A 19,367-nucleotide genomic window follows, 5' to 3' on the forward strand; every position below is an offset into this window, starting at 1 on the left:
CGGGCAGGGGCAGGAAAGGTGTTCGAAGAAGGGTTCGTTGAACGGCTTCCGTGAACGTTCTCGTGATAGCGGGAGACGTGGTCGGACTATCAGCAGCCACGATCGCTATCGTGCCGGGCTTGACCGCGGTGGGGGCAACCGGCGATTGCACGAGGGCTGCTGCCGCAGCGAGAGGAAGTAAGTACATCCAACAAGATCCGATGCTTTAAAAGGCTTTTTGATGTAGCTCGGCACGTCGGGGGTATACGATTTCCCGTCTCAGCCGCGGTCTTTCGCATCGGTTTGATTACAGAAGATCTTCGATCCTGAACGGCATCTCGCGCAGCCGCTTACCCGTCGCATGGTGAATGGCATTGGCAATGGCGCCAGCACATCCTGTCATAGCAACTTCACCAAGTCCTTTTGCGCCAAGGGCATTGATGAGAGGATCTGGTCGATCGATAAAACCGACGTCTATCGAACCAATGTCGGCGTTCACGGGCACGACATAGTCAGCCAGATCGTTGTTCAGCCACCCACCATAGCGCGGATCGACCTCGGTCGCTTCGCGAAGCGCAGCACCAATGCCCCAGATCACGCCACCCCGAACCTGGCTCTCAGCGGTACGCGGCGAGATCACGCGCCCACAATCGGCAATGCTGACGACGCGTGGCACGCGGACGCGACGCGTGCCGGGTTCGACATGAACTTCAACGAAGTGAGCAATGTAGCTGTAGGTCGTGAAGGTCGAGTAATCTGGCCCGACCAACGCCATGCCGCCCTTGCGCAGTGTTGCCAAATCCTTCGGGCCCTGGTCGACTGCAACATGCTCGACCTCAATCTGAAGCGAGGGGCGTCGCACGGTGGCAAGCTGTCGGTGGAGGTTCCCTGAAATCTGACGTCCCGCCAACAACGTGGCCATGGCAGCGTTCAGCTTTGCGGCCGCCTCTGCCGCTGCCGGCACGACGCTCGCGGTGCCCCAGGATCCCGCCGTCGTATGCTGTGGCGCTACGCTGGTGTCGCCTATCGCGATCTCCAATTTCAAAGGATCGATCGCCAGTTCGCGTACGAGAACCTGTTCGATGGTCGAGCGGATCCCCTGGCCCATCTCATGCCCCGCAGCCGCAAACCGGGTCGTGCCGTCTGCGTTCACGCGTAGCGTCACGATGTTGGGATGTGCTGATCCTGGATAGGCCCCCGATGCCACACCCCAGCCGACCTGTGTGCCGTCGGGCAGCATCATCGATCCGGGCTGGAGGCTGCGCCGTTCCCAACCAAACCGCCGTGCGCCCTCCGTCAGGCATTCCGACAGATAGCAGGACGAAAGTTTATGGCCGTGGATCGGATCGGTTGTCGCGCGGTGGCGCAGTCGGAAGGCGACAGGATCGACGCCGAGCTTGAGAGCAAGTTCATCCACTGCGCTTTCGAAGGCGAAGCACGACGGATGCGGTGTCGGCGACCGCATATAGCCTGGCGCCTGCGTATCGATCCGCAGATTGGCGGCAGTCCCGTGGTAATTCTCGATACCGTACAGCATGGGTACGGACTCGTGGTAGTCGGGCGGAAACTGGCCTTCGCGCGATTGCTGCTGATCGGCATCGTAGCGCACCGCGATCATCTTGCCGCTGGCATCCGCACCGATTTCGATCCGGTGACGGTTCTTTGGCCGGAAGGTCGCGTTATGGAAGATCTGCCCGCGCGGCAGGACAAGTTTGACCGGTCGGCCGAGCAGCATTGCGGCGCGGGCGACAAGGGCGGTCTGGCGCTGTGCCCCACCACGCTGGCCGAAGCCCCCCCCGATCTGTGGGCTCTTTACCGTCACTTGCTCGGACGTAAGGCGCATGTTGCGCATTACGGCACCCTTCGTATTGCTGCTGCTCTGCGTGCTTTCGTAGATGGTAAGTTGCCCGTTCTTCCATACGGCCGTCGTCGACAGCATTTCGATCGGGTTATGATGCTGTGGCGGTGAGACATAGTCCGCCTTGTGCCGGGTTACCGCGCGCGCCATCGCCTGCGTCGCATCGCCGGCCGTCACCGGTTTGACGGCTTCGCGCACCATCCCCGACTGCTCGATCAGCGAGGTAAACGCGAGCGCTGTTGTGTAGGTCGGACGGATGGCCTCGGCGCCCTCGATCGCAGCCTCGAGCGTCTCGGCAACGACGAGTGCAACCGGCTGGCCGCGATAGGCAATGTCGGTCGTGAGCGTCGCAGGCGGGGGCGGTGCGCCAGGGGTCGCAGGCGGAGGCGGCAGAAAGTCGGTCGCGGTCAGCACGCGAACCACGCCCGGCACCTGCATCGCTGCCTCGATCGACAGCGCGGTGATCTGCCCCTTTGCGATCGTTGCCGGGACCTGCATGGCGTACAGCAGTCCGGCTACCTGATGGTCCGCTCCATAGCGCGCAGCGCCCATCACCTTCTCGCGAGCATCAGCACGGGGACGGTTGGGGAAGGTGGCGGTCATGACCGGTTCCTCGCTGCGGCAATAGTCAGGGCATCGGCAACGGTTCGCGCGCCAAGTTCGATCTTGAAGCCGTTATGCTGGCCGGCCTTGGCATCGGCGAAGGCGGCGCGCCCTGCCGCCAGCGCGGTCGACGGGGTTAGAGGCTTACCAGCCAGCAGCGCTTCTGCCGCGGTCGCCCGCCATGGCTTGGTCGCCACGCCGCCAAGTGCGATCCGTGCGCGCGTCACGATGTCACCGTCCATGTCCAACGCGACCGCTGCCGAGGCGAGCGCGAAGGCGTAGCTCTCCCGGTCACGGATCTTGTGATACGTCGAATGCCGGCCAGCCCTCGTCTTCGGTACGACGATCGCCGTGATCATCTCGCCAGGCTGCAAGGTGAACTCTAGGCTCGGCGTGCTACCCGGTAAGCGATAGAGCTCGGCAATAGGGATCGCGCGGCTACCGCTGGCGCCGAGCACTTCCACATAGGCATCGAGAGCGACGAGCGCGACGGGCCAGTCGCCAGGCGAGACGGCGGTGCACGACGAACTCTGACCTAGCACCGCCTGACCGCGGTCGAGCCCGCCGATCGCCGCGCAGCCCGAACCCGGCTCCCGCTTGTTGCAGGGGTAGGTGTTGCCAACCGACGTTCCGCCTGCGCCGTTGCGGAAATAGAGACAGCGGGTCCGCTGGAGCAGGTTACCGCCGACCGTCGCCATGTTGCGCAGCTGCTGCGAGGCGGCCTTCCACAAAGCCTCGGCAAGTACGGGATAATCGCGCAGGACGACCTTGTCGGTCGCGACCGCGCTCATCGGTGCGAGCGCCTCAAAGCGTAGCCGCTCACCGTCCGTCTCGATTCCATCGAGCCCTCGGATCGTGGTGACGTCAATCAGGTGCTGAGGCTTCTCGATGTCGAGCTTCATCAGGTCATAGAGCGAGGTGCCGCCAGCGATGTAACGCGCACCGGCTCCCGCTGCTGTGAAGGCCTGGACTGCTGCTACGGCGCTTTCGGGTCGTGCATAGGAGAAGGGGCGCATCAGGCTTTCTCCCTTCCCGCAAACTGCTCGATCGCCGCAACGATGCCGACATAGGCGCCGCAGCGGCAGATGTTGCCGCTCATATATTCGCGAATGCGGGCCTTCGATGTGGCGTTGCCTTCGCGAACGCATGCGACCGCCGCCATGATCTGCCCCGGCGTGCAGTAGCCACATTGCAGCGCGTCGTGATCAATGAAGGCCTGCTGCATCGGATGCAGCGTCTCGCCATCGGCAAGCCCTTCGATCGTTGTCACGGCGCGTCCATCGACCTTGGCTGCTAGCGTGAGGCAGGATGCGACACGGCGACCGTCGACGTGAACGGTACACGCGCCGCATTGGCCGTGATCGCAGCCCTTCTTAGCGCCAGTCAGGTGCAGTTGCTCACGCAAGAGATCGAGCAGCGACGTCCGTACGTCGATTTCTACCGGTATCGGCTTCCCGTTTACCGTCGTACGGATCGCCAACCGGATGCCTACTGGCTTGGTTGCTGGTGCAGCAACTGCGGGATCGCCCTCCGAGATAAGGGTAGATGCGGAAAGCGCAGCAGTGCTACCGAGCGCGGTACGCCGGGTCAGTGGCACGCCCAGCAAGTGATCCATATCAGCCATCAACAACTCTCCGGACGGGCACGTGCCGTACCAGACATTCGTAACCGAAGCAGACGCTTAGCTAAAGCACTTAGATCGGCCAATAAGCGGTTGCCATCGTCGAAGCGCGTAGACGCGGCGAGGTTGAAATCAGGATCGGTCCCTGATCGGCAAGCGGAGCCTCTACTCGGTCAGCTAGCATCCCGAACAAGGGCCTGACCCCCTTCACATCGTGGGCTTGCCCCGGTGTCAGCATAAACATAGCGGTCTTCTTAGCTATCGCAGCGCGCGTGCGCCTGGGTGTAAAGCCGCCTGCCAGCGAACGATCCCCTTGAATTCCTGATCCCTTTATTAGTCCGGCGGCGCAATGATACGCCCGGGACTACTGTTCTATCGATCAGGTCCATACTGGCATCCCGCTCGACGAAAGCGGCGATGGTCTCCAGAATGGCTCCGAACACGCCCGTCACCACCCAGCGACGATACCGCGGGAACACGCTGTTCCACTTGCGGTATTCATCTGGCAAATGCCGCGACTGCGTGGCTGTTCGCGCCATCCACACTATGCCCCCCCCCAAATAGGGTCGGTTGTCGCTTACGGGTCGATAGCCGACGAGTCTTAGCCACGCAGCGGCGCCTTAACGAGTGTCCGGTCTTGGATGGTGACATTGGCGCCGGGAATGACAGACTATGGGCCAGCGCCGGGGCGCGCCGTGGTGTCGTCGAAAGCACGAAGTTGCGGATGGGAATGGTAGCCATCTGACTGTCGGCGCCTGAAGCCGCCCTTTGGATCACCGGGAAGGCCCGGTTAAGATCACGCGCCAGGCGGACTTTCCTTTTTCGCGTTTTAGCCGCAAGTAACGGTTAGATGGCTCTCTCACCCGACTATTATTCTGTTCTAGGGGTGTCCTCGACGGCAAGTCGCGACACTATCCACGCCGCGTGGAAAGCGCTGCTCCGTCAATATCACCCCGATGCCAATCATGGTGTGGATGTTTCTGCTCGTGCGAAAGAGATCAACGAGGCGTATGCCGTTTTGGGAAAGAAGGAAGCACGCGCCGCCTATGATCGGTCGCAGATCAGGCCGTCTGCCCACCGAGCGACCGCGGACCGCCCGTTTTACCCCAGGAAAGCCGGCAGGCGCCCGATGCGACCTAGCCCGTCAATACAGCCCAGCGGTAGCTTCTCGCAGCCGCTAGAGACCAACGAATGGCTGATGGGCCTTTTCCTGCTGATCCTCACCGCCGCACCGATCGCTACAATCCTGGTTCTGTATTACGAGGAATCCGGATTGGCATCCACGGTTCGACGTAGCGTCGCCTCTAATCCCGTGCCTGAGCCCCCCGCAAAAGCCGTCCGGAGCTCATCGGGCACAAAACGCGGACTTGGACAGCCTGCTTCCTAAACTATCGCCCAGTCGCGACATTCGAGTTCGCAGGGTCAGGCGCCAAAAGCGGTCGTAACGCGGAGATGAACGAGCGGCCGAAGTTGGGAAGCTGGGAAGGGGGCGGGGACGTCTGCTTCTGGGTTCTCGCCACAGGGAGCGGCAGGACGGCTTTCGACCATAGCCAGCGCTCAGCTCAAAAATCCGAGCCTTGAAAGCCGCCTCTCGTTCAGCACCATCCTACCGCTAGATCGCAATGCGCGATGCAGCCGAAGCGGGGAACGCTGCTATGCCGGCGCGACCAATTGTAGCTTTGCCAAAGCCACGCGCAGTAGAGGCGTTTCGTCTTCGCAAGTCAGCTTGATCCCGCCGAGCCGCGGAACTACGCATGACCACGGTTTCGCCGTCCCTCAGCTCAACGGTGAGCGGCGCCGAGCGCTTGCCCCGAGCGACCACAACGCAAACGTGCTGCCCGGACGATACCGTGACCCCCGCGAAGCGCGGGCTTTGCGCTGCGTGACGACAGCGCCGTCCACCTCGACGTCTCCGCCGACCAGCATTCGACCTTTCTTTCCCGCATGACCAGCAAGCGCGCCATCCCCGCGGATTTTGCGGCCCAGGAGGGTTTCCCCCTAAAATTGAGATAGTTTCGCCAGTACCACTACCGATTGACGAACAGCGGGGTCCCATTCAGGACCCCGTGACAGCGGTCAAGGCCGCCGGGGGTATCATGATCAAGTTTTCGTCTTCGTCGAGGCGCACGACGCCGGGGCGCAAGCTCGCCATGACCATCCTGCTGGGCCTGCTGCTGTCCATACCGCTCTTCGCCACATATCTGCTGGTTTATGACCGCGAGAGCCAGTCGCAAATCGCTCGCAGTTCGATCGTCGAGGGCTGGGGAGGGCAGCAAAGCTTCGCGGGACCTTTCCTGGTGATCCCGTTTAGCCGCACGGTGACCCGCGATACTGTCGAAAGCGGCCGCACCGTCCGGCGGACCGAGCTTGAGGAAGAGCTGTTGTTCGTCGCGCCGACGCGCTCGGCGGTCCGCACTCGGATCGATGCGGAACGTCGGCATCGGTCGATCTACGAAGCGGTCGTCTATCGCTCGCATGTTCAGATTGCCGGCCAGTTCCGCCTGCCCGATTTTGCGGCGCTGAGCATTCCGCCGGACAGCCTGCGCCTTGCCGATGCCGAAATCCGTATGGGGATCAGCAATGCCAAGGGGCTTGCCGGATCGCGGCCGGCGATCCGCGTCGACGGTCGGGCGCTGCCGCTGATCCCTGGATCCAGCTTGGCTACGACCAGCGGCAGCGGTTTTACCGCGCGGGGGCCGATTTCGAAAGGGGCGGCGAACACGGCCGTGACGTTCGATATCGCCTTCGATTTGCGCGGTAGCGACGAACTCTCTTTCCTGCCATCCGCCGAACAGACCAGGATCGACGCTATCTCGGCCTGGCCCCACCCCTCATTCACCGGTGCCTTCCTGCCGAACCGGACACCCGGCGCGTCGGCGTTTCCGGCGCGCTGGCAGATCGGCAATCTCGCGCTGAATCGGCCAGTCGTGACGATTGGCGAACAGGAAATGGGGGCTGACGGTGCGGTGACAATCGGACTGCTCGATCCGGTCAATCTCTATTCGCAGATCAATCGCGCGACCAAATACGGCTTCATGTTCATTGGCTTCACGTTTCTTGCACTACTGATGTTCGACATCATTGGCGGCGCGCCGGTGCCGGGCGTCGCGTATCTGCTAATCGGTGCGGGACTCGTGCTGTTCTTTATCCTGCTGCTGGCGCTGGCCGAAGTGCTCGGGTTCCTCGGCGCCTATCTGGTCGCCAGCCTGGCGATTGTCGCGCTGATCGGCAGCTATTCCGCGGCGATCCTGGACTGCTGGCGGCGGGCCGGCGTCGTTGCGGCGCTGCTCGCCGGACTCTACGCGGTTCTGTATGTGCTGCTCAGCCTCGAAGCCTATTCGCTGCTGATTGGCTCGGTCATGCTGTTCGCCGCGTTGGCCGGAGTGATGTACACTACGCGGCGGATCGATTGGAGTGGCGCAGCGCTGTCCGACGAGAAGGTGGCCCTAGCATAACCTCGGATCCGTCAGCGGAACTGCGAAGGCGGACGAATCTTGCACCGGCGACCGGATCGTTTACGACACCGCGTATGGCAAACGCCCGCTCATTCGCCATCGCCGCTCATGCCGGCCAACTCTACGGCGATGCACCGTACGAGACCCATTTGTCGGCGGTTGTTCTGGTCCTGCGCGATTTTGGCTTTGACGATAGCTACCAAGACGCCGGCTGGCTCCACGACGTGGTTGAGGACACGTCGGTGCCGCTGACCGAGATTCGAGAGCAGTTCGGCGACACGGTCGCGCAAATGGTCGACGCGTGCACCGGGCTGGGCCCGACCCGGCACGATCGTAACGTGCGAATCTATTCAGGCTTGCGCGCCTGTCCGAAGGCGGCGGCGGTGAAGCTCGCTGATCGCATCGCCAACGTCGAGGCGGCGCCACCAGGCAGCGAACACAGAGCGCGGTACCTGCGGGAGGCCGACGCGTTTGCTGCGATAGTGCGACCGCATGTGCCGCCGGCGATGTGGCAGCGGCTTGAGCAGGCGATGATTGGGAACGACTGATTATCGCATCGGATCGATACCGGCAGGCATTCAACACCGATCGAATATCTTTCAACGCCGTGATTCCGCGACGTAAAAGCAACGGACGAAACCGAGTATCGACCGGTCTACTGCTGGGCGCGACCGCGGGTACGGCCTGCGCGGCGAGCGCAGGCCGCGTCGGTCACCGCTCCGCAAGGACACGCCGGGCTTGGTCCGCCTCGAAGTAGCGTGCGATCAGCTGCTGGAAATCCTCGACGCTCATCCCGCGAACGCCATAGGCGCCGATCGTCACCAAGCGCTTGCGCTTGTGGACTCTGGTCCCCCGCGCAAAGCGCTGCGCGCGAGGTAGCGTGACGGCGTCCTCCACTATCAGATCAAGGCCAAAGCGGGTGCCGAATACGACTCCCCAATTCTCTACGTCGCGCCATGCGATCGGCGCACTCAGCTTGGGGGAGCTCAGCGTCTCGGGCAGCAGGACCAGATAGGGCGTCCGCCCGCCGCAGCGGGTCATGATGCCGGCAGCCACGGCGATGACGACCGCGGCGCTGCAGATGCCCAGGATCAACCACACCGCGAAGGCATCATGGCCAAAGCCGATCGCCCGGCGGAAGATCCAGATCGCCACACCGATGGCGGCGAACATCACCGCCGCGCCAAACTGCACCCAGCTCACCGAAGCGACATTGTTGTACAGCGTCACCGCCTCCTGCGGCACGGCGGCCGCGGTGTCTTCCAGAAACTGGCGGTGGCGCGCATGGGCGCCGCGGGCTTCGGTGAGGTAATCGCTGCTCAGGCGGCGGCACACGCCGTGCCAGTCGTCGATCAGACGCTCGCCCGCGGGACGCGACCCCTCGCGCGGCGCGCGCAGCGCGGTTTCCAAGAAGGTCGCATCCAGCGCCACGTCGAGCCGCTGGATGCGTTCGGGTGTTGGCGGATGCGTATCGGTCGGGTGCGACTGCACGTCTTCCAGATAGGCGCGGATGTCGGGCCATCCCTTTTCGTCGACCATCCGCGCCATCATGGCCACCAGATCCGCATCCTCTTGCGGAGGGGCGGCGAAGGCGTCCTCCAGCACGGTATCGACCGGCGGCGCGACCACCGCCGTCCGGACGAGCGCGGACGCGGCTGGCCGACATCCGGACACCGCCGCGCCCAGCCGATCCGCCTCGAACTCGCGCAGCCGGCTCCAGTGGCGCACGGTGAGATCGAACCGCTCCATCGTGTGATCCGCCAGTTGCAGCGGCCCTCTGAGCAGCAGCAGCCCGTTCGCGTCGGCATGCATCGCCGCCAGCGCGCGTTCCATGCCGGCATAGAGCGGCGCGAACCGGCGGCTGTACGCCGTGTCCTCACCGGTGAAGTGCGCCAGTTCATGGCCGACGATCGCCGCCACTTCCTCTTCGTCCAGGAACTGCAGGTACGGCGCCGGCAAATAGAGCGTACGCCCCGACACAGCCCGGTCGCCCGGCGACAGGAGCAGGTCCTGCTCGGTGACGTAGAAGCCCTGCGTCAGCCCCAGCACCAGCGTATCGGGCGCGATCGCCTGCTGCCGGGTGGCGATGTCCTGCACGAAGCGCCACAGCGCGGGCGCTTCGTCGACGCCGACGGCACGTCCCGTGACCGCACCCGGTTGCGGGGTGTAGAGCGCCGCCACCTCGCGCAGCGCGGCGATCGCGGACCAGGCGGTCCATACCGCCATCATCGCCAGCACCACGCCTGCGAACATCAACTTCACGCCGCCGCCCGACAGCGACACCGACGACCACAGGCTGATCAGTTCGAACAGCACCCCGCAGACTACGGCGAGTGCGAGCCCGATCACCATGCCGCCCAACACCAACGGCAACTCGCGCTGGAGCGCGGCGAAGCTCGCCACGAGCGCGTCGCGCGACACCATCGCGCGGCGCGCGGCGATCTGCGCGGCGGCCAGCCCGATCGCGCCGCAGAGCAGCGCCAGCAGCGACCCGCCGATCACGCTCAGGGCCAGCGGGCCCTGCACGCGCGCAAGCACCAGGCTGCGCCGGACCGACGGCAGCTGCGCCTCCACCATGTCGGCCGCGAGCGCGGGGGCGTAGACGGTATCGGGATTGCCCAGATCGATCGAGGCGGCGCTGTCGCGCGCGGCGAGTTCGCGCATCGCGCGCACCTGCTGCGGCATGGAAATCTGCATGGCCACATATTCGGCGACCGAGCCACGCGCGCGCACGCGCTCCCAGCTCCCGAGCATGCCGAGGAGCAGCGGCACCAGCAGAATACTGGCCAGCATGGCGTATGGTTGCGGCATCCGTCGCATCGCGTTTTCCCTTTTGACGAACAGTGGCGTCCGATCAGAACGCGATCCGTCCGTTCTGTTTCGGAGCCAGAAATTTACGAGAATATTAGATGGCTCAGAGCCAGTTGCGTCTATTCGGCCCGGTGCACCCGTAGGGCGGTACCTGACCTGGGAAACGCACCTGCATCGTATGGCAGCCCCAGCGACGCATCGGCGCCGGCGCATAGCCGTTCAGTGCGATGCCGACCTCATCGTACGGACTCTGCGCATACGCCACATACATCTACCAACGCCCGTCGAACATCACCCCAACGGCAACGAGGACAACACAGACAATCTGAAGGGTTTTCGGTATTGACGGTCTCCCTTGTTCGACGAGGGGTGTCCGTTGAAGGTAACATGGATCAATTTCAACTATCAAAATAGTCGGATTGCACCTGACAGACCGCTTGAGCATCGCCCCGGGCGGGGCGCCGAAGCCGATAGGTCGTGGCGTATCAGGAGCTGACAGACGCCGCAGTCTGAGAGGGAGATTCAGGTGTCCAAAAACTAATGGTAGAGGCAAACCTCCTTATCGGAAGTCGCGGGAGTCAGTTTGCTGCGCCAAACCGCGTTGCGCGCGGCGACAACTCCGTCCCTCGACGCTCCGCAAGTGACCCGTAAAGATCGGGGCGCCGTCCGCGCATCCACCTGCGACCGCTGCTGGTCTCCACCGCGTCTAATTCAAGATTGGCCACCACCATGTCGTCCCCGATCGATTTCGATTCCGTGAGCACGTCGCCGTAGGGGTCGAGAATCATCGCGTTGCCCGTTCGCACTTCGTCCTCGTCGCGCCCGACGCCGTTGCTGAAGACGATGAACAACCCATTGTCGTGGGCGCGCGCGGGTAACCAACGCATCAACCAGCCCCGACCATTCAGGCCCTGGAACTCACGCCTTAGACGTTCGGGATCCTGCTCGCGTTCTTCCCAATAGCTCAGCGGGATATGCTTCATGCCCTTTGGGCTGAGCGAATTGGTGCCACCGGTTTGATGCGGCGCTATCAGCACCTCGGCGCCGGCAAGCGCCGTCGCGCGTGGATTTTCGACAAGGTTGTTGTCCCAGCAGATGAGAATACCCACGCGCACGTCCCATGGTGTGTCGAACACTGTGTAGCGGTCGCCGGAGGAGATAAGCGGATGCTCGAAGGCGTGAAGCTTGCGATGGGTATGCCCCGACCCATCCGGCATACAGAGCCGATAAGCATTGTAGAGCGTGTCATCGTCGACACGCTCAAGCCAACCGACGCCGATGGCAATTCCTAGATCGCATGCCAGCCCAGCAACCCGCGACACGCTCGGCCCATCAACTGGTTCGGCGAGTCTGTAGAGGTGCTCACGATCCAAAAAGGGGACGTGCCAATACCCGCTGATGCACATCTCCGGCAGGCACGCGATCTGCGCTCCTGCCGCGGCTGCCATTCGTGCGAAATGCTCGATCTGCCCAAGGTTGTAGTCCTTGTCTGCTGCCCGGTGCTGAAATTGGACAGTGGCAACGCGAAGGCTTCTGCTCATGGAAATTCTCCTATCGGCGCCACCATCGCGATCTGCCGATATAACGCCAATGAAAGATAAGGCCCTTTGTGATAGCCCACAGGAATGGATATCGAGCGGCTCCGAGCATTCATCACCGTCGCGGATCATGGTCACTTCGGCCGTGCGGCAGAGCATTTGCACATCTCACAACCGGGATTGACCAAACGGATCCGCGCGTTGGAACACACGCTTGGCGGCACCCTGTTCGATCGCGATCGGCAACCGATCTTCGCGACGCAGCTAGGGCGTCATTTGCTCCCGGTTGCACAGCGCTTGGTGCGTGACGCCGACGCGTTCTTACTTGAAGCCCGCCGCACAGCCGCAGGGGAGACCGGAACGCTCGCGATCGGCTTTGGGCTTTCGACGATCACCCTCGCTCCGCGCATCATCAGCAGGTTTCGATCTCTCGTCCCGGACGTCGGAGTGACCATGAACGATTTCTCGTCACGCGAAATGATCGATCGGATACGCCGCGACGATCTGGATCTGGGCTTCGTCAGATTCCCGGTCACAAATGACCTCGCATCGTTTTCGCTTGCGACCGATCGGTTGGCAATCGCCGTCCCGGCTGGCCTCGAGTTTGCGGATGAAGATCGCCTACGCCAACTTGGGCAGCTCAAGTTCGTAGCGCTACGTGATGAAAGGGGGCCCGGTCTTGCCGGGCAGATCCGGGAATGGTGCCACGCGCACGCCTTTCACCCCGGGGTTGTCCAGCAGGCCGATGACATTCAAACGGTACTCGCACTTGTTGCGGCGGGAATGGGATGCGCAATCGTACCGGCAAGTTCTGCTACGCTGCTACCGGGCCGACTTAGATTGTTCCTCCTGCCCGGTGACGAGGCCGTCTGGCGTGTAGGCGCGGTCTGGAAGGCGACATGCAATACAGGCGCGCTGGCCCGGGCGATCAAGCTCATCCAGGATTGGTCTGAGCCAGACGTGGCAGGGGCCGAGATTCCCGTCGTCTAGCGACCCGGCATTGCTTTCGCTGGGGTATTCAATGCCCAACGTGACGCATCTACGCCACATTAACGGGCGTCCGAAATTGGGAGAGGGAAGAGGGACCGTGAACGTCCGTTTGTGGGTCGCTTGATCTCTTAATTGCACCCCATGTTCCGGTCGTCGGCACCGGGGTAACTTGCGGGTTCGTCCAAAGCTATGAAGGCCACACGGAACGCTATGTCCCATCAGCCTGACAGGCCCTGACAGTCTCGCGATATTAGTCAGTCGCTCATGCGTACCGGTTCAATCTGGCCGAGCGCATCATATGTGATCGGCTGGATCGCGACGTTGCGATCGTCGGTATAGGGACCCTCGCCAGCTTTGCCTTCCCACCGATGATACACGATCAGCCATTCGCCGGTTTTGGGGTCCTGCACGAAGGCGTGGTGGCCAGGGCCCTTGAACTTGCGGTCGCTGGTCAGGATCGTTCCGCGGTATTTCCACGGGCCGGTAGGCGAAGGTGCCATCGCGTAGCGGACCGAATAGTCCGAGGCGTTCCAGTGGCCGGTGCTGTACGACAGGTAATAGATGCCGTTTCGCTCGTGCATGAACGCGCCCTCGGTAAAAAGCGGGGGCTGGTCGACCTGAACTTCTCCGGTCATCGTCATCATGTCCGGAGCCAGTTCGAAGACGCGCAATCTGGCGCCCGCGCTGCCGCCGGCATAGAGCAGGCGACGGCCGGATTTGGGATCGACGAACACCATGGGATCGATCGCCTCGAACCCGTCGCCGCCGGTTAGCAGCGGTTTGCCACTATCTTTGCAGGGACCGGCAGGCGTGTCGCAGAGCGCAACGCCCAGCCGGCTCGGCGTAGGATTCTGCGGACCGACCGAATAATACAGGTAATATTTCCCGTTTACGGCGCGCATGTCAGGGGCCCATAGGAAATGGCGACGGGCATGATCGGCACCGGCCCAGCTAACATCGGCAAGCCTCAGGAGGACGCCGCGCTTCCGCCACTGCACCCGATCAGCTGATGACCAGCTCTCGAGCGTGTCACCATGTCCCGTCGGTTCGATCCACATCTGTCCCTCGGCAAACAACGCGGAAGGATCTGCGCCCGCGAAAACGGACTTCACTTGCTGAGCAACGGCCGCACCGCTCGCAAAAACCAAAGCGACGGCGATGACGTTCCGACACCTCACAGCTGTGGCGCCGGCGGCACGATTCCCTTGGGCGCGACGGCAAGCCGCGTGATCAGCTCGGTCTCGGCGACGCGGTACGGGGTGCCGTCGGCACGCAGCACCTCATGGAACCAGATCGGGGGCTCTTCGGCGGTGTAGGGCTTCTTCCAGCTATCCCACGGCAGCCTCGTCTGCGTCTTGCCATCGACGAAGCCCCAGTTGATCATGCCGATATTCAGGCGCTTGGCGATCGGCAGGCTCCCGTCAAACGTCGAGCCTGCACCACGCGCCATATATTCGGTGCAGATGACTGGGCGGCCATAGCTGAGCATCTGATGTGCTCGCTTCGCGAACGTCTCGGGCCAGCTATAGTCGTGGAACGTCATCACGTCAGATCGGGTGACCTGGATACGTTCTACAGGATCAAGTGTCGAGGATTGATCCCAATGATCGCCGATCCATACGCCGCTCGTCAGGGGCTGGGTAGGATCCCGACCTTGCGCCCAGGTGAAGACCTGGTCGAGCAGCCCGGCAACGAGTTTCTTCTTGTTTGGCGTCTCGGCATAGTTACCGCCGCCACCGTTGTTGGGTTCGTTCCAGACGTCCCAGGCGAGAATGCGATCGTCCTTGGCAAAGCTGCCGACGATGTCCTTCACATACCCTTCGAGCTTGCCGTACTGAGTTTTGTCAGCAAGTCGCGCGGCGCCGGGGCCCTGTACCCAGCCCGAATTATGCACGCCCGGGATAGGTGGGTGCTGCGGCCCGAGCTTCGGGTTCGGATCCCAGCAACTGTCGAACAGGACGAACACGGGTTTGATGTGATGCTTGGCGGCGATCGCCAGGAAGGTGTCGATGCGCTGCTTGAAACCAGCCGCGTCCTGTTCCCACAGCATGTCGTGCAAAAACACGCGCATCGTGGTCATGTGCAACCGTTCGGCCCAGCCCAGTTCCTTGTCGATCGTGACAGGATCGAACGTCGCAGCCTGCCACATCTCGAGCTGGTTGACTGCGGTCGCAGGCGCGTAATTGGAACCGATTGCCCAGGGCTGCTTCGTCGACCAGCGAGCGGCTTCGGTCTTCGTCCACTGCTCGCGTGCTTCAGCAGGAAGGGCGGTCGCGATGAAGGTCGCGAAGCTCGCGGCGGCAAGTGCGACGGTACGGCGGATCATGCTGTTTCCTGTCATCTTAGCGTACCTTCCCAGTGGTCAGTCGATAGGTCATGACGTTGCGATAGGTCAGTCCGGGGTCAAGCCGGGCGGAGCCGAAGGAGGGATGGTTGGGGGTGTCGGGGTAGATCTGGGGTTCCATCACGAACGCGTCGCCCTCGCGGTAGATCTTGTTTGTCTTGCCGGCGCTCGTTCCATCCAGAAAATTGCCGGAATAGAATTGCAGCCCGGGCTGGTTGGACCAAAGTTCGAAGCCGCGGCCCGAGGCCGGATCTTGCGCTCGTGCCATCAGATGCAGGTTTGACGTCACGCTGCGGCCGATCGCCCAGTTGTGGTCATAGCCGCGCGCGAAAACGATCTGCTGGTCGCCGGCGTCACGGACGCGCTCGCCGATCGCGCGAGGTGTGCGAAAGTCGAAAACGGTGCCCGCGACTGGCGTCAATGCGCCGGTCGGGATCGCACCGGCATCGGTCGGAACATAGTGTTCGGCGGGAATTGTCACCATCGTTCCCATTGCCCCGTTCACGGCACCCTCGCCTGACAGGTTCCAATAGGCATGGTTGGTGATGTTAACGATCGTGGGCTTATCGGTGGTCGCGCGGTACTCGATCGTCAGTTCGTCGCGCTCGTTGAGCGAGTAGGTCGCATCGACCGTCAGCGTGCCGGGATAGCCCATCTCGCCGTCACGGCTGACGTGGCGGAGACGGACCGATGCGGTAGGACCGTCTTTGGTGCCCGTAACCTGCCACAGCACCTTGTCGAACCCGACATTGCCGCCGTGCAGCGCGTTGACCCCGTCGTTGACCGGCGTCTGATAACTCTTGCCGTCGAGCGTAAATTTGCCTCGGGCCAGACGGTTCGCATAGCGGCCGACCGTGCCACCGAAATACTGCGGCTTCGACAGGTATTTGTCGATGGTGGGGTAGCCGAGCGCAATATCGGCGGGCTTGCCGTTCCTGTCGGGTAGCATCAGCGCCTGGAGCGCAGCGCCGTAGGCAATGACGGTCGCCGACACACCATGCTCGTTAGTAAGTGTGACCGCGGGTACCGCCCGCCCGTCAGGCAAGGTGCCGAACACCGCCTGTTTCGCCTCCGTGGCGTGCGCGAGGGTCGGTACAATCAGGCTTGCAGTACCCAGCATCAGGGCCAGCGTCTTCATCGTCCTCTCCCGCCTGTGACGCCGTTCGCGCCTTAGATCTCACTTGATACCAAAGCGTATGAGGAAAATAAAGGTTATTTATCATACCACGGCAATCACAGTCCCAAGATGAGCGGCGCTATTGTGATATATAAGATAAATGTCTTGTATCGTGGTCGGCGCTGGGCGTAAGCTGCCACGCAACGCGAGCTTCGAGTCAGGGGCCGCAATCACTGTATGAGGGGAGGCCGTCCATGCGACGCAAGCTGATCATTCTCGGAACGTCGTCGATCCTGGCGCTCGTCGCTGCACCCGGGCATGCCCAAACGGCCCCGCCGCAGGACGCGCAGAATAACATTGCAGGGTCCACGCCTGCCGCCTCGCAGGACGCTGCGACCACCGACGTCCAGTCGAACCAGGCGGCGCCAGACGCTGCAGCCGATGGCGAAATCGTCGTGACCGGACTGCGCCAGAGTCTTCAGTCGGCGCAGGCGATCAAGCGCAATTCGGACCAGCAGATCGATTCGATCGTCGCGTCGGACATCGGCAAGCTGCCCGACGTCGCGCTGTCCGACGTCGCTGCGCGCATTCCCGGCGTGCAGGTCGATCGCAGCGGCGGTGAGGCGTCCCGCGTGTTGATCCGCGGCCTGCCTGATTTTGCGACGACTTATAACGGGCGCGAAATTTTCACGGCCGAGTCGCGCGCCGTTGCGCTACAGGATTTCCCGGCGGGCGCGATCGCCGCGATCGAAGTGTTCAAGACGACGACCGCCGACCTGGTCGAGGGCGGTCTGGCCGGCGAAGTGAACGTGCGCAGCCGCAAGCCGTTCGATTTCGATGGGCTGGAAATCGCAGGATCCTTCTGGGGGCAGTATGAAAAGCGGTCGAAGGATTTTAATCCCAACGGCAACCTGCTCGTGTCTGATCGCTGGGACACCGGTATTGGCGAGTTCGGCGCGCTGCTGAACTTCAGCTACACCAGCCTCAATTATCTCGATTCAACGCTGTCGAACACGGACTTTATCGCCAATCCGACGATCCAGCCATCGAACACCGTCGCGCGTTTCCCCGACATCCAGCGCATTACCTTTGGTGCAGGCAAGCGATCACGGCCGTCGCTCAACGGCGCGCTCCAGTGGCGCCCGCAGCCGGGCCTCGAATTCTATGCCGAGGCACTCTGGCAAGGGTTCCGCAACAAGGTCTCCGATCGCGAGACCAGCGTGCCGCTGTACGGAGCATCGGCGTACAACAACGTCGTCTATGGCGAGAACTCGAACCTAGTCAGCAGCCTGACGGCGGTGAACCCGAACCGGCCCGAGGGCTTCCAGGGCGCTACCTATGGCAAGACCGATACGTATCAATATGCGATCGGCGGCAAGTATGATTCCGGCGGTTTCCATCTGTCGACCGATGTGGCCCGAACCGCGAGCACGTTCACGAACTCGGTCTATTCGTTCGACACCGCGTATGCCGCGCCGACTACGGTCACAGCGGACACTGGGCTGACCAGCGGCAGGCCAGGCTTCACGCTCGCTGGCGTTGATCCGCTCGCTGCGTCCAACTACATCTTTCGCGGCTTTTACGACCGTCAGCAAATCGCGCGTGGGCGCGATTGGCAGGGCCGAGTGGACGCGTCGTACGATACCGGCAATGCCTTCCTGACCAAGATCGAGGCGGGCTTTCGCTATGTCGACCGCAACGCGCATTACGAGGATGGCGACCGCTATGCCTATGTCGAGGGACAGCGGCTGCCGCTGAGTGCGGTTCCGGTCGAATACGGCATCGGGCCAAGTGGTTTTCCCGACGATGCAGGCAACGGTATCGGCCGATATTACTCGCCGACCTATGGCGGCATCCGCGACAATATCGAAAAGCTGCGGGCCTTTGTCGGCTTCCCAAGCGGCGTGCCGCCGATCAATCCGGCGGCGACGTACACGTCGAACGAGCGGTCCTATGCCGGCTATGGCCAGGTCAAATACGCGTTCGGGACGGGAATCCGCGTCGATGGTTCGATCGGCGTGCGTGTCGTCGGCACCACGCTTGGCCTTGTTGCGACTTCGGTCAGCGGGGCCACGACGACGCCGATCGACACGACAACCAAATATACCGACTGGCTGCCGAACGCGAGCGCGCGGATCCGCTTCACCGATCAGCTCCAGCTGCGTCTGTCGGCGACCAAGACGCGCTCGCGTCCGGGCTTCGGGCAGTACAATCCGGCGGTGAATTCGGGGTCGGTCCCGGGATGCGAATTCGATCCGGTTACAAACGTGCTGCTGCCGGCCAGTCAGAACCCGATTGCCTCAAGCTGTGTCCGCAACGGCAGCACTGGCAACGCTAATCTGACGCCGCTCAAGTCTAAGAACTATGACGCCAGCCTGGAATATTATTTCTCGAAGACGGGCACGGTGGCGCTCGCCGGGTTCCGGCGCGACCTGAACGGGTTTATCTCCAACTACCAGGTCGCTGGCCTCGACGAGAATGGCTACACACTGAATGTCTCGCAGCCGTTCAACAGCGGCAAGGGCCGCGTTCAGGGTGTCGAGGCGGTGTTCACGACCTTCCTCGATTTCGATGGCCTGCCCGATTGGGCGCGCGCATTCGGGATCGATACCAACATCACGTACCTCGATGCGAAGACCGGCGTGCCGACCAGTCTGGGCGGAACCATCGCGCAGACCGAGATCCTGGGCGTATCCAAATGGACCTACAACATCGCGGGGATATTCGAAAAGGCGGGCTTCTCGACCCGGCTGTCGTGGAACCACCGCAGCAGCTATCTCGGCACGCTACAATTCCGCGACGCCAACGCATATAGTGAGACGGTACGGGGCATCGGCCGCCTTGACCTCTCCGCGAGCTACGACGTGATCAAGAACTTAACGCTGACGGCCGACTGGACGAACATCCTGGCCAAGCCGTTCCGCTCCGATCTGACTTACGCCTATGGCGACGGAACCAGCGCGACCCTGCCGCGCATCATCAGATACGAAGAATCGGTCTGGTCGGCTGGCCTCCGCTTCCGCTTCTGACCTTTTCCTACGGATGAGTGCT

The 19,367-nt window shown here is 62.6% G+C and carries 14 protein-coding genes; 5 read left to right on the top strand and 9 right to left on the bottom strand.

The features are described from left to right. Positions 1-286: 286 nt before the first annotated feature. The 4 genes from HMP09_RS02520 to HMP09_RS18635 all read right to left on the bottom strand — a co-directional run bounded on the left by HMP09_RS02520 (position 287) and on the right by HMP09_RS18635 (position 4,600). On the bottom strand, positions 287-2,440 hold the full coding sequence (locus HMP09_RS02520; RefSeq protein ID WP_176499044.1) for a xanthine dehydrogenase family protein molybdopterin-binding subunit: 2,154 nt from the start codon (positions 2,438-2,440) through the stop codon (positions 287-289). Then, positions 2,437-3,456, bottom strand: coding sequence for an FAD binding domain-containing protein (locus HMP09_RS02525; RefSeq protein ID WP_176499045.1), 1,020 nt, complete (start codon positions 3,454-3,456; stop codon positions 2,437-2,439). Before HMP09_RS02525 ends, HMP09_RS02520 begins: the two co-directional genes overlap by 4 nt. Further along, positions 3,456-4,055, bottom strand: coding sequence for a (2Fe-2S)-binding protein (locus HMP09_RS02530; protein WP_197942474.1), 600 nt, complete (start codon positions 4,053-4,055; stop codon positions 3,456-3,458). Before HMP09_RS02530 ends, HMP09_RS02525 begins: the two co-directional genes overlap by 1 nt. 260 nt (positions 4,056-4,315) lie before the next feature. Then, positions 4,316-4,600, bottom strand: coding sequence for a hypothetical protein (locus HMP09_RS18635; RefSeq protein ID WP_443026433.1), 285 nt, complete (start codon positions 4,598-4,600; stop codon positions 4,316-4,318). A 311-nt stretch (positions 4,601-4,911) separates the two neighbouring features. On the opposite strand from HMP09_RS18635, the gene HMP09_RS18640 reads away from it, so the two are divergent. From HMP09_RS18640 to HMP09_RS02545, 3 genes are all read left to right on the top strand, one after another. Continuing rightward, positions 4,912-5,448, top strand: coding sequence for a J domain-containing protein (locus tag HMP09_RS18640; RefSeq protein WP_176499047.1), 537 nt, complete (start codon positions 4,912-4,914; stop codon positions 5,446-5,448). A 709-nt stretch (positions 5,449-6,157) separates the two neighbouring features. Beyond that, on the top strand, positions 6,158-7,516 hold the full coding sequence (creD, locus tag HMP09_RS02540) for a cell envelope integrity protein CreD (RefSeq protein WP_176499048.1): 1,359 nt from the start codon (positions 6,158-6,160) through the stop codon (positions 7,514-7,516). A 74-nt stretch (positions 7,517-7,590) separates the two neighbouring features. Next, positions 7,591-8,064: an HD domain-containing protein gene (locus tag HMP09_RS02545; RefSeq protein ID WP_176499049.1), complete on the top strand. Its 474-nt coding sequence runs from the start codon at positions 7,591-7,593 to the stop codon at positions 8,062-8,064. 163 nt (positions 8,065-8,227) lie between these two features. Here HMP09_RS02545 and HMP09_RS02550 read toward each other — a convergent pair whose 3' ends face one another. Both HMP09_RS02550 and HMP09_RS02555 read right to left on the bottom strand, forming a co-directional pair. After that, positions 8,228-10,336, bottom strand: a complete 2,109-nt coding sequence (locus tag HMP09_RS02550) for a M48 family metallopeptidase (RefSeq protein ID WP_232090575.1) — start codon at positions 10,334-10,336, stop codon at positions 8,228-8,230. A 569-nt stretch (positions 10,337-10,905) separates the two neighbouring features. Beyond that, a complete protein-coding gene (locus HMP09_RS02555) occupies positions 10,906-11,868 on the bottom strand; it encodes a nitrilase family protein (RefSeq protein WP_176499051.1) in 963 nt (320 codons plus the stop codon). 84 nt (positions 11,869-11,952) lie between these two features. Between HMP09_RS02555 and HMP09_RS02560 the strand changes: the two genes are divergently transcribed. Continuing rightward, positions 11,953-12,855 carry a LysR family transcriptional regulator gene (locus HMP09_RS02560; RefSeq protein ID WP_176499052.1) on the top strand — a complete coding sequence of 301 codons (903 nt, stop codon included), beginning with the start codon at positions 11,953-11,955 and terminating at the stop codon, positions 12,853-12,855. Positions 12,856-13,109: 254 nt separating this feature from the next. Here HMP09_RS02560 and HMP09_RS02565 read toward each other — a convergent pair whose 3' ends face one another. The 3 genes from HMP09_RS02565 to HMP09_RS02575 form a co-directional block, all read right to left on the bottom strand. Further along, entirely contained in the window at positions 13,110-13,913 is an 804-nt protein-coding gene (locus HMP09_RS02565; protein ID WP_176501529.1) for a family 43 glycosylhydrolase, read from the bottom strand. Between the two features lie 116 nt (positions 13,914-14,029). Then, positions 14,030-15,181, bottom strand: a complete 1,152-nt coding sequence (locus HMP09_RS02570; RefSeq protein WP_176499053.1) for a cellulase family glycosylhydrolase — start codon at positions 15,179-15,181, stop codon at positions 14,030-14,032. Positions 15,182-15,197: 16 nt separating this feature from the next. After that, complete coding sequence (locus tag HMP09_RS02575) at positions 15,198-16,337, bottom strand: aldose epimerase family protein (RefSeq protein WP_232090577.1); 1,140 nt, start codon at positions 16,335-16,337, stop codon at positions 15,198-15,200. Between the two features lie 233 nt (positions 16,338-16,570). Between HMP09_RS02575 and HMP09_RS02580 the strand changes: the two genes are divergently transcribed. After that, entirely contained in the window at positions 16,571-19,345 is a 2,775-nt protein-coding gene (locus HMP09_RS02580; protein WP_176499054.1) for a TonB-dependent receptor, read from the top strand. The last annotated feature ends 22 nt before the right edge of the window (positions 19,346-19,367 follow it).

Source organism: Sphingomonas sp. HMP9, assembly GCF_013374115.1.
In the GTDB taxonomy this organism is placed as follows: Bacteria; Pseudomonadota; Alphaproteobacteria; order Sphingomonadales; family Sphingomonadaceae; genus Sphingomonas.

Excerpts from the sequence above, each read along its gene's own strand:
- HMP09_RS02530 (WP_197942474.1), bottom strand. The coding sequence starts at position 4,055 with ATGGATCACTTGCTGGGCGTGCCACTGACCCGGCGTACCGCGCTCGGT.
- HMP09_RS02580 (WP_176499054.1), top strand. The coding sequence starts at position 16,571 with ATGCGACGCAAGCTGATCATTCTCGGAACGTCGTCGATCCTGGCGCTC.
- HMP09_RS02550 (WP_232090575.1), bottom strand. The coding sequence starts at position 10,336 with ATGCGACGGATGCCGCAACCATACGCCATGCTGGCCAGTATTCTGCTG.
- HMP09_RS02575 (WP_232090577.1), bottom strand. The coding sequence starts at position 16,337 with ATGAAGACGCTGGCCCTGATGCTGGGTACTGCAAGCCTGATTGTACCG.
- creD (WP_176499048.1), top strand. The coding sequence starts at position 6,158 with ATGATCAAGTTTTCGTCTTCGTCGAGGCGCACGACGCCGGGGCGCAAG.
- HMP09_RS02520 (WP_176499044.1), bottom strand. The coding sequence starts at position 2,440 with ATGACCGCCACCTTCCCCAACCGTCCCCGTGCTGATGCTCGCGAGAAG.
- HMP09_RS02565 (WP_176501529.1), bottom strand. The coding sequence starts at position 13,913 with ATGTGGATCGAACCGACGGGACATGGTGACACGCTCGAGAGCTGGTCA.
- HMP09_RS02560 (WP_176499052.1), top strand. The coding sequence starts at position 11,953 with ATGGATATCGAGCGGCTCCGAGCATTCATCACCGTCGCGGATCATGGT.
- HMP09_RS02555 (WP_176499051.1), bottom strand. The coding sequence starts at position 11,868 with ATGAGCAGAAGCCTTCGCGTTGCCACTGTCCAATTTCAGCACCGGGCA.
- HMP09_RS18640 (WP_176499047.1), top strand. The coding sequence starts at position 4,912 with ATGGCTCTCTCACCCGACTATTATTCTGTTCTAGGGGTGTCCTCGACG.
- HMP09_RS02545 (WP_176499049.1), top strand. The coding sequence starts at position 7,591 with ATGGCAAACGCCCGCTCATTCGCCATCGCCGCTCATGCCGGCCAACTC.
- HMP09_RS02525 (WP_176499045.1), bottom strand. The coding sequence starts at position 3,456 with ATGCGCCCCTTCTCCTATGCACGACCCGAAAGCGCCGTAGCAGCAGTC.
- HMP09_RS18635 (WP_443026433.1), bottom strand. The coding sequence starts at position 4,600 with ATGGCGCGAACAGCCACGCAGTCGCGGCATTTGCCAGATGAATACCGC.
- HMP09_RS02570 (WP_176499053.1), bottom strand. The coding sequence starts at position 15,181 with ATGATCCGCCGTACCGTCGCACTTGCCGCCGCGAGCTTCGCGACCTTC.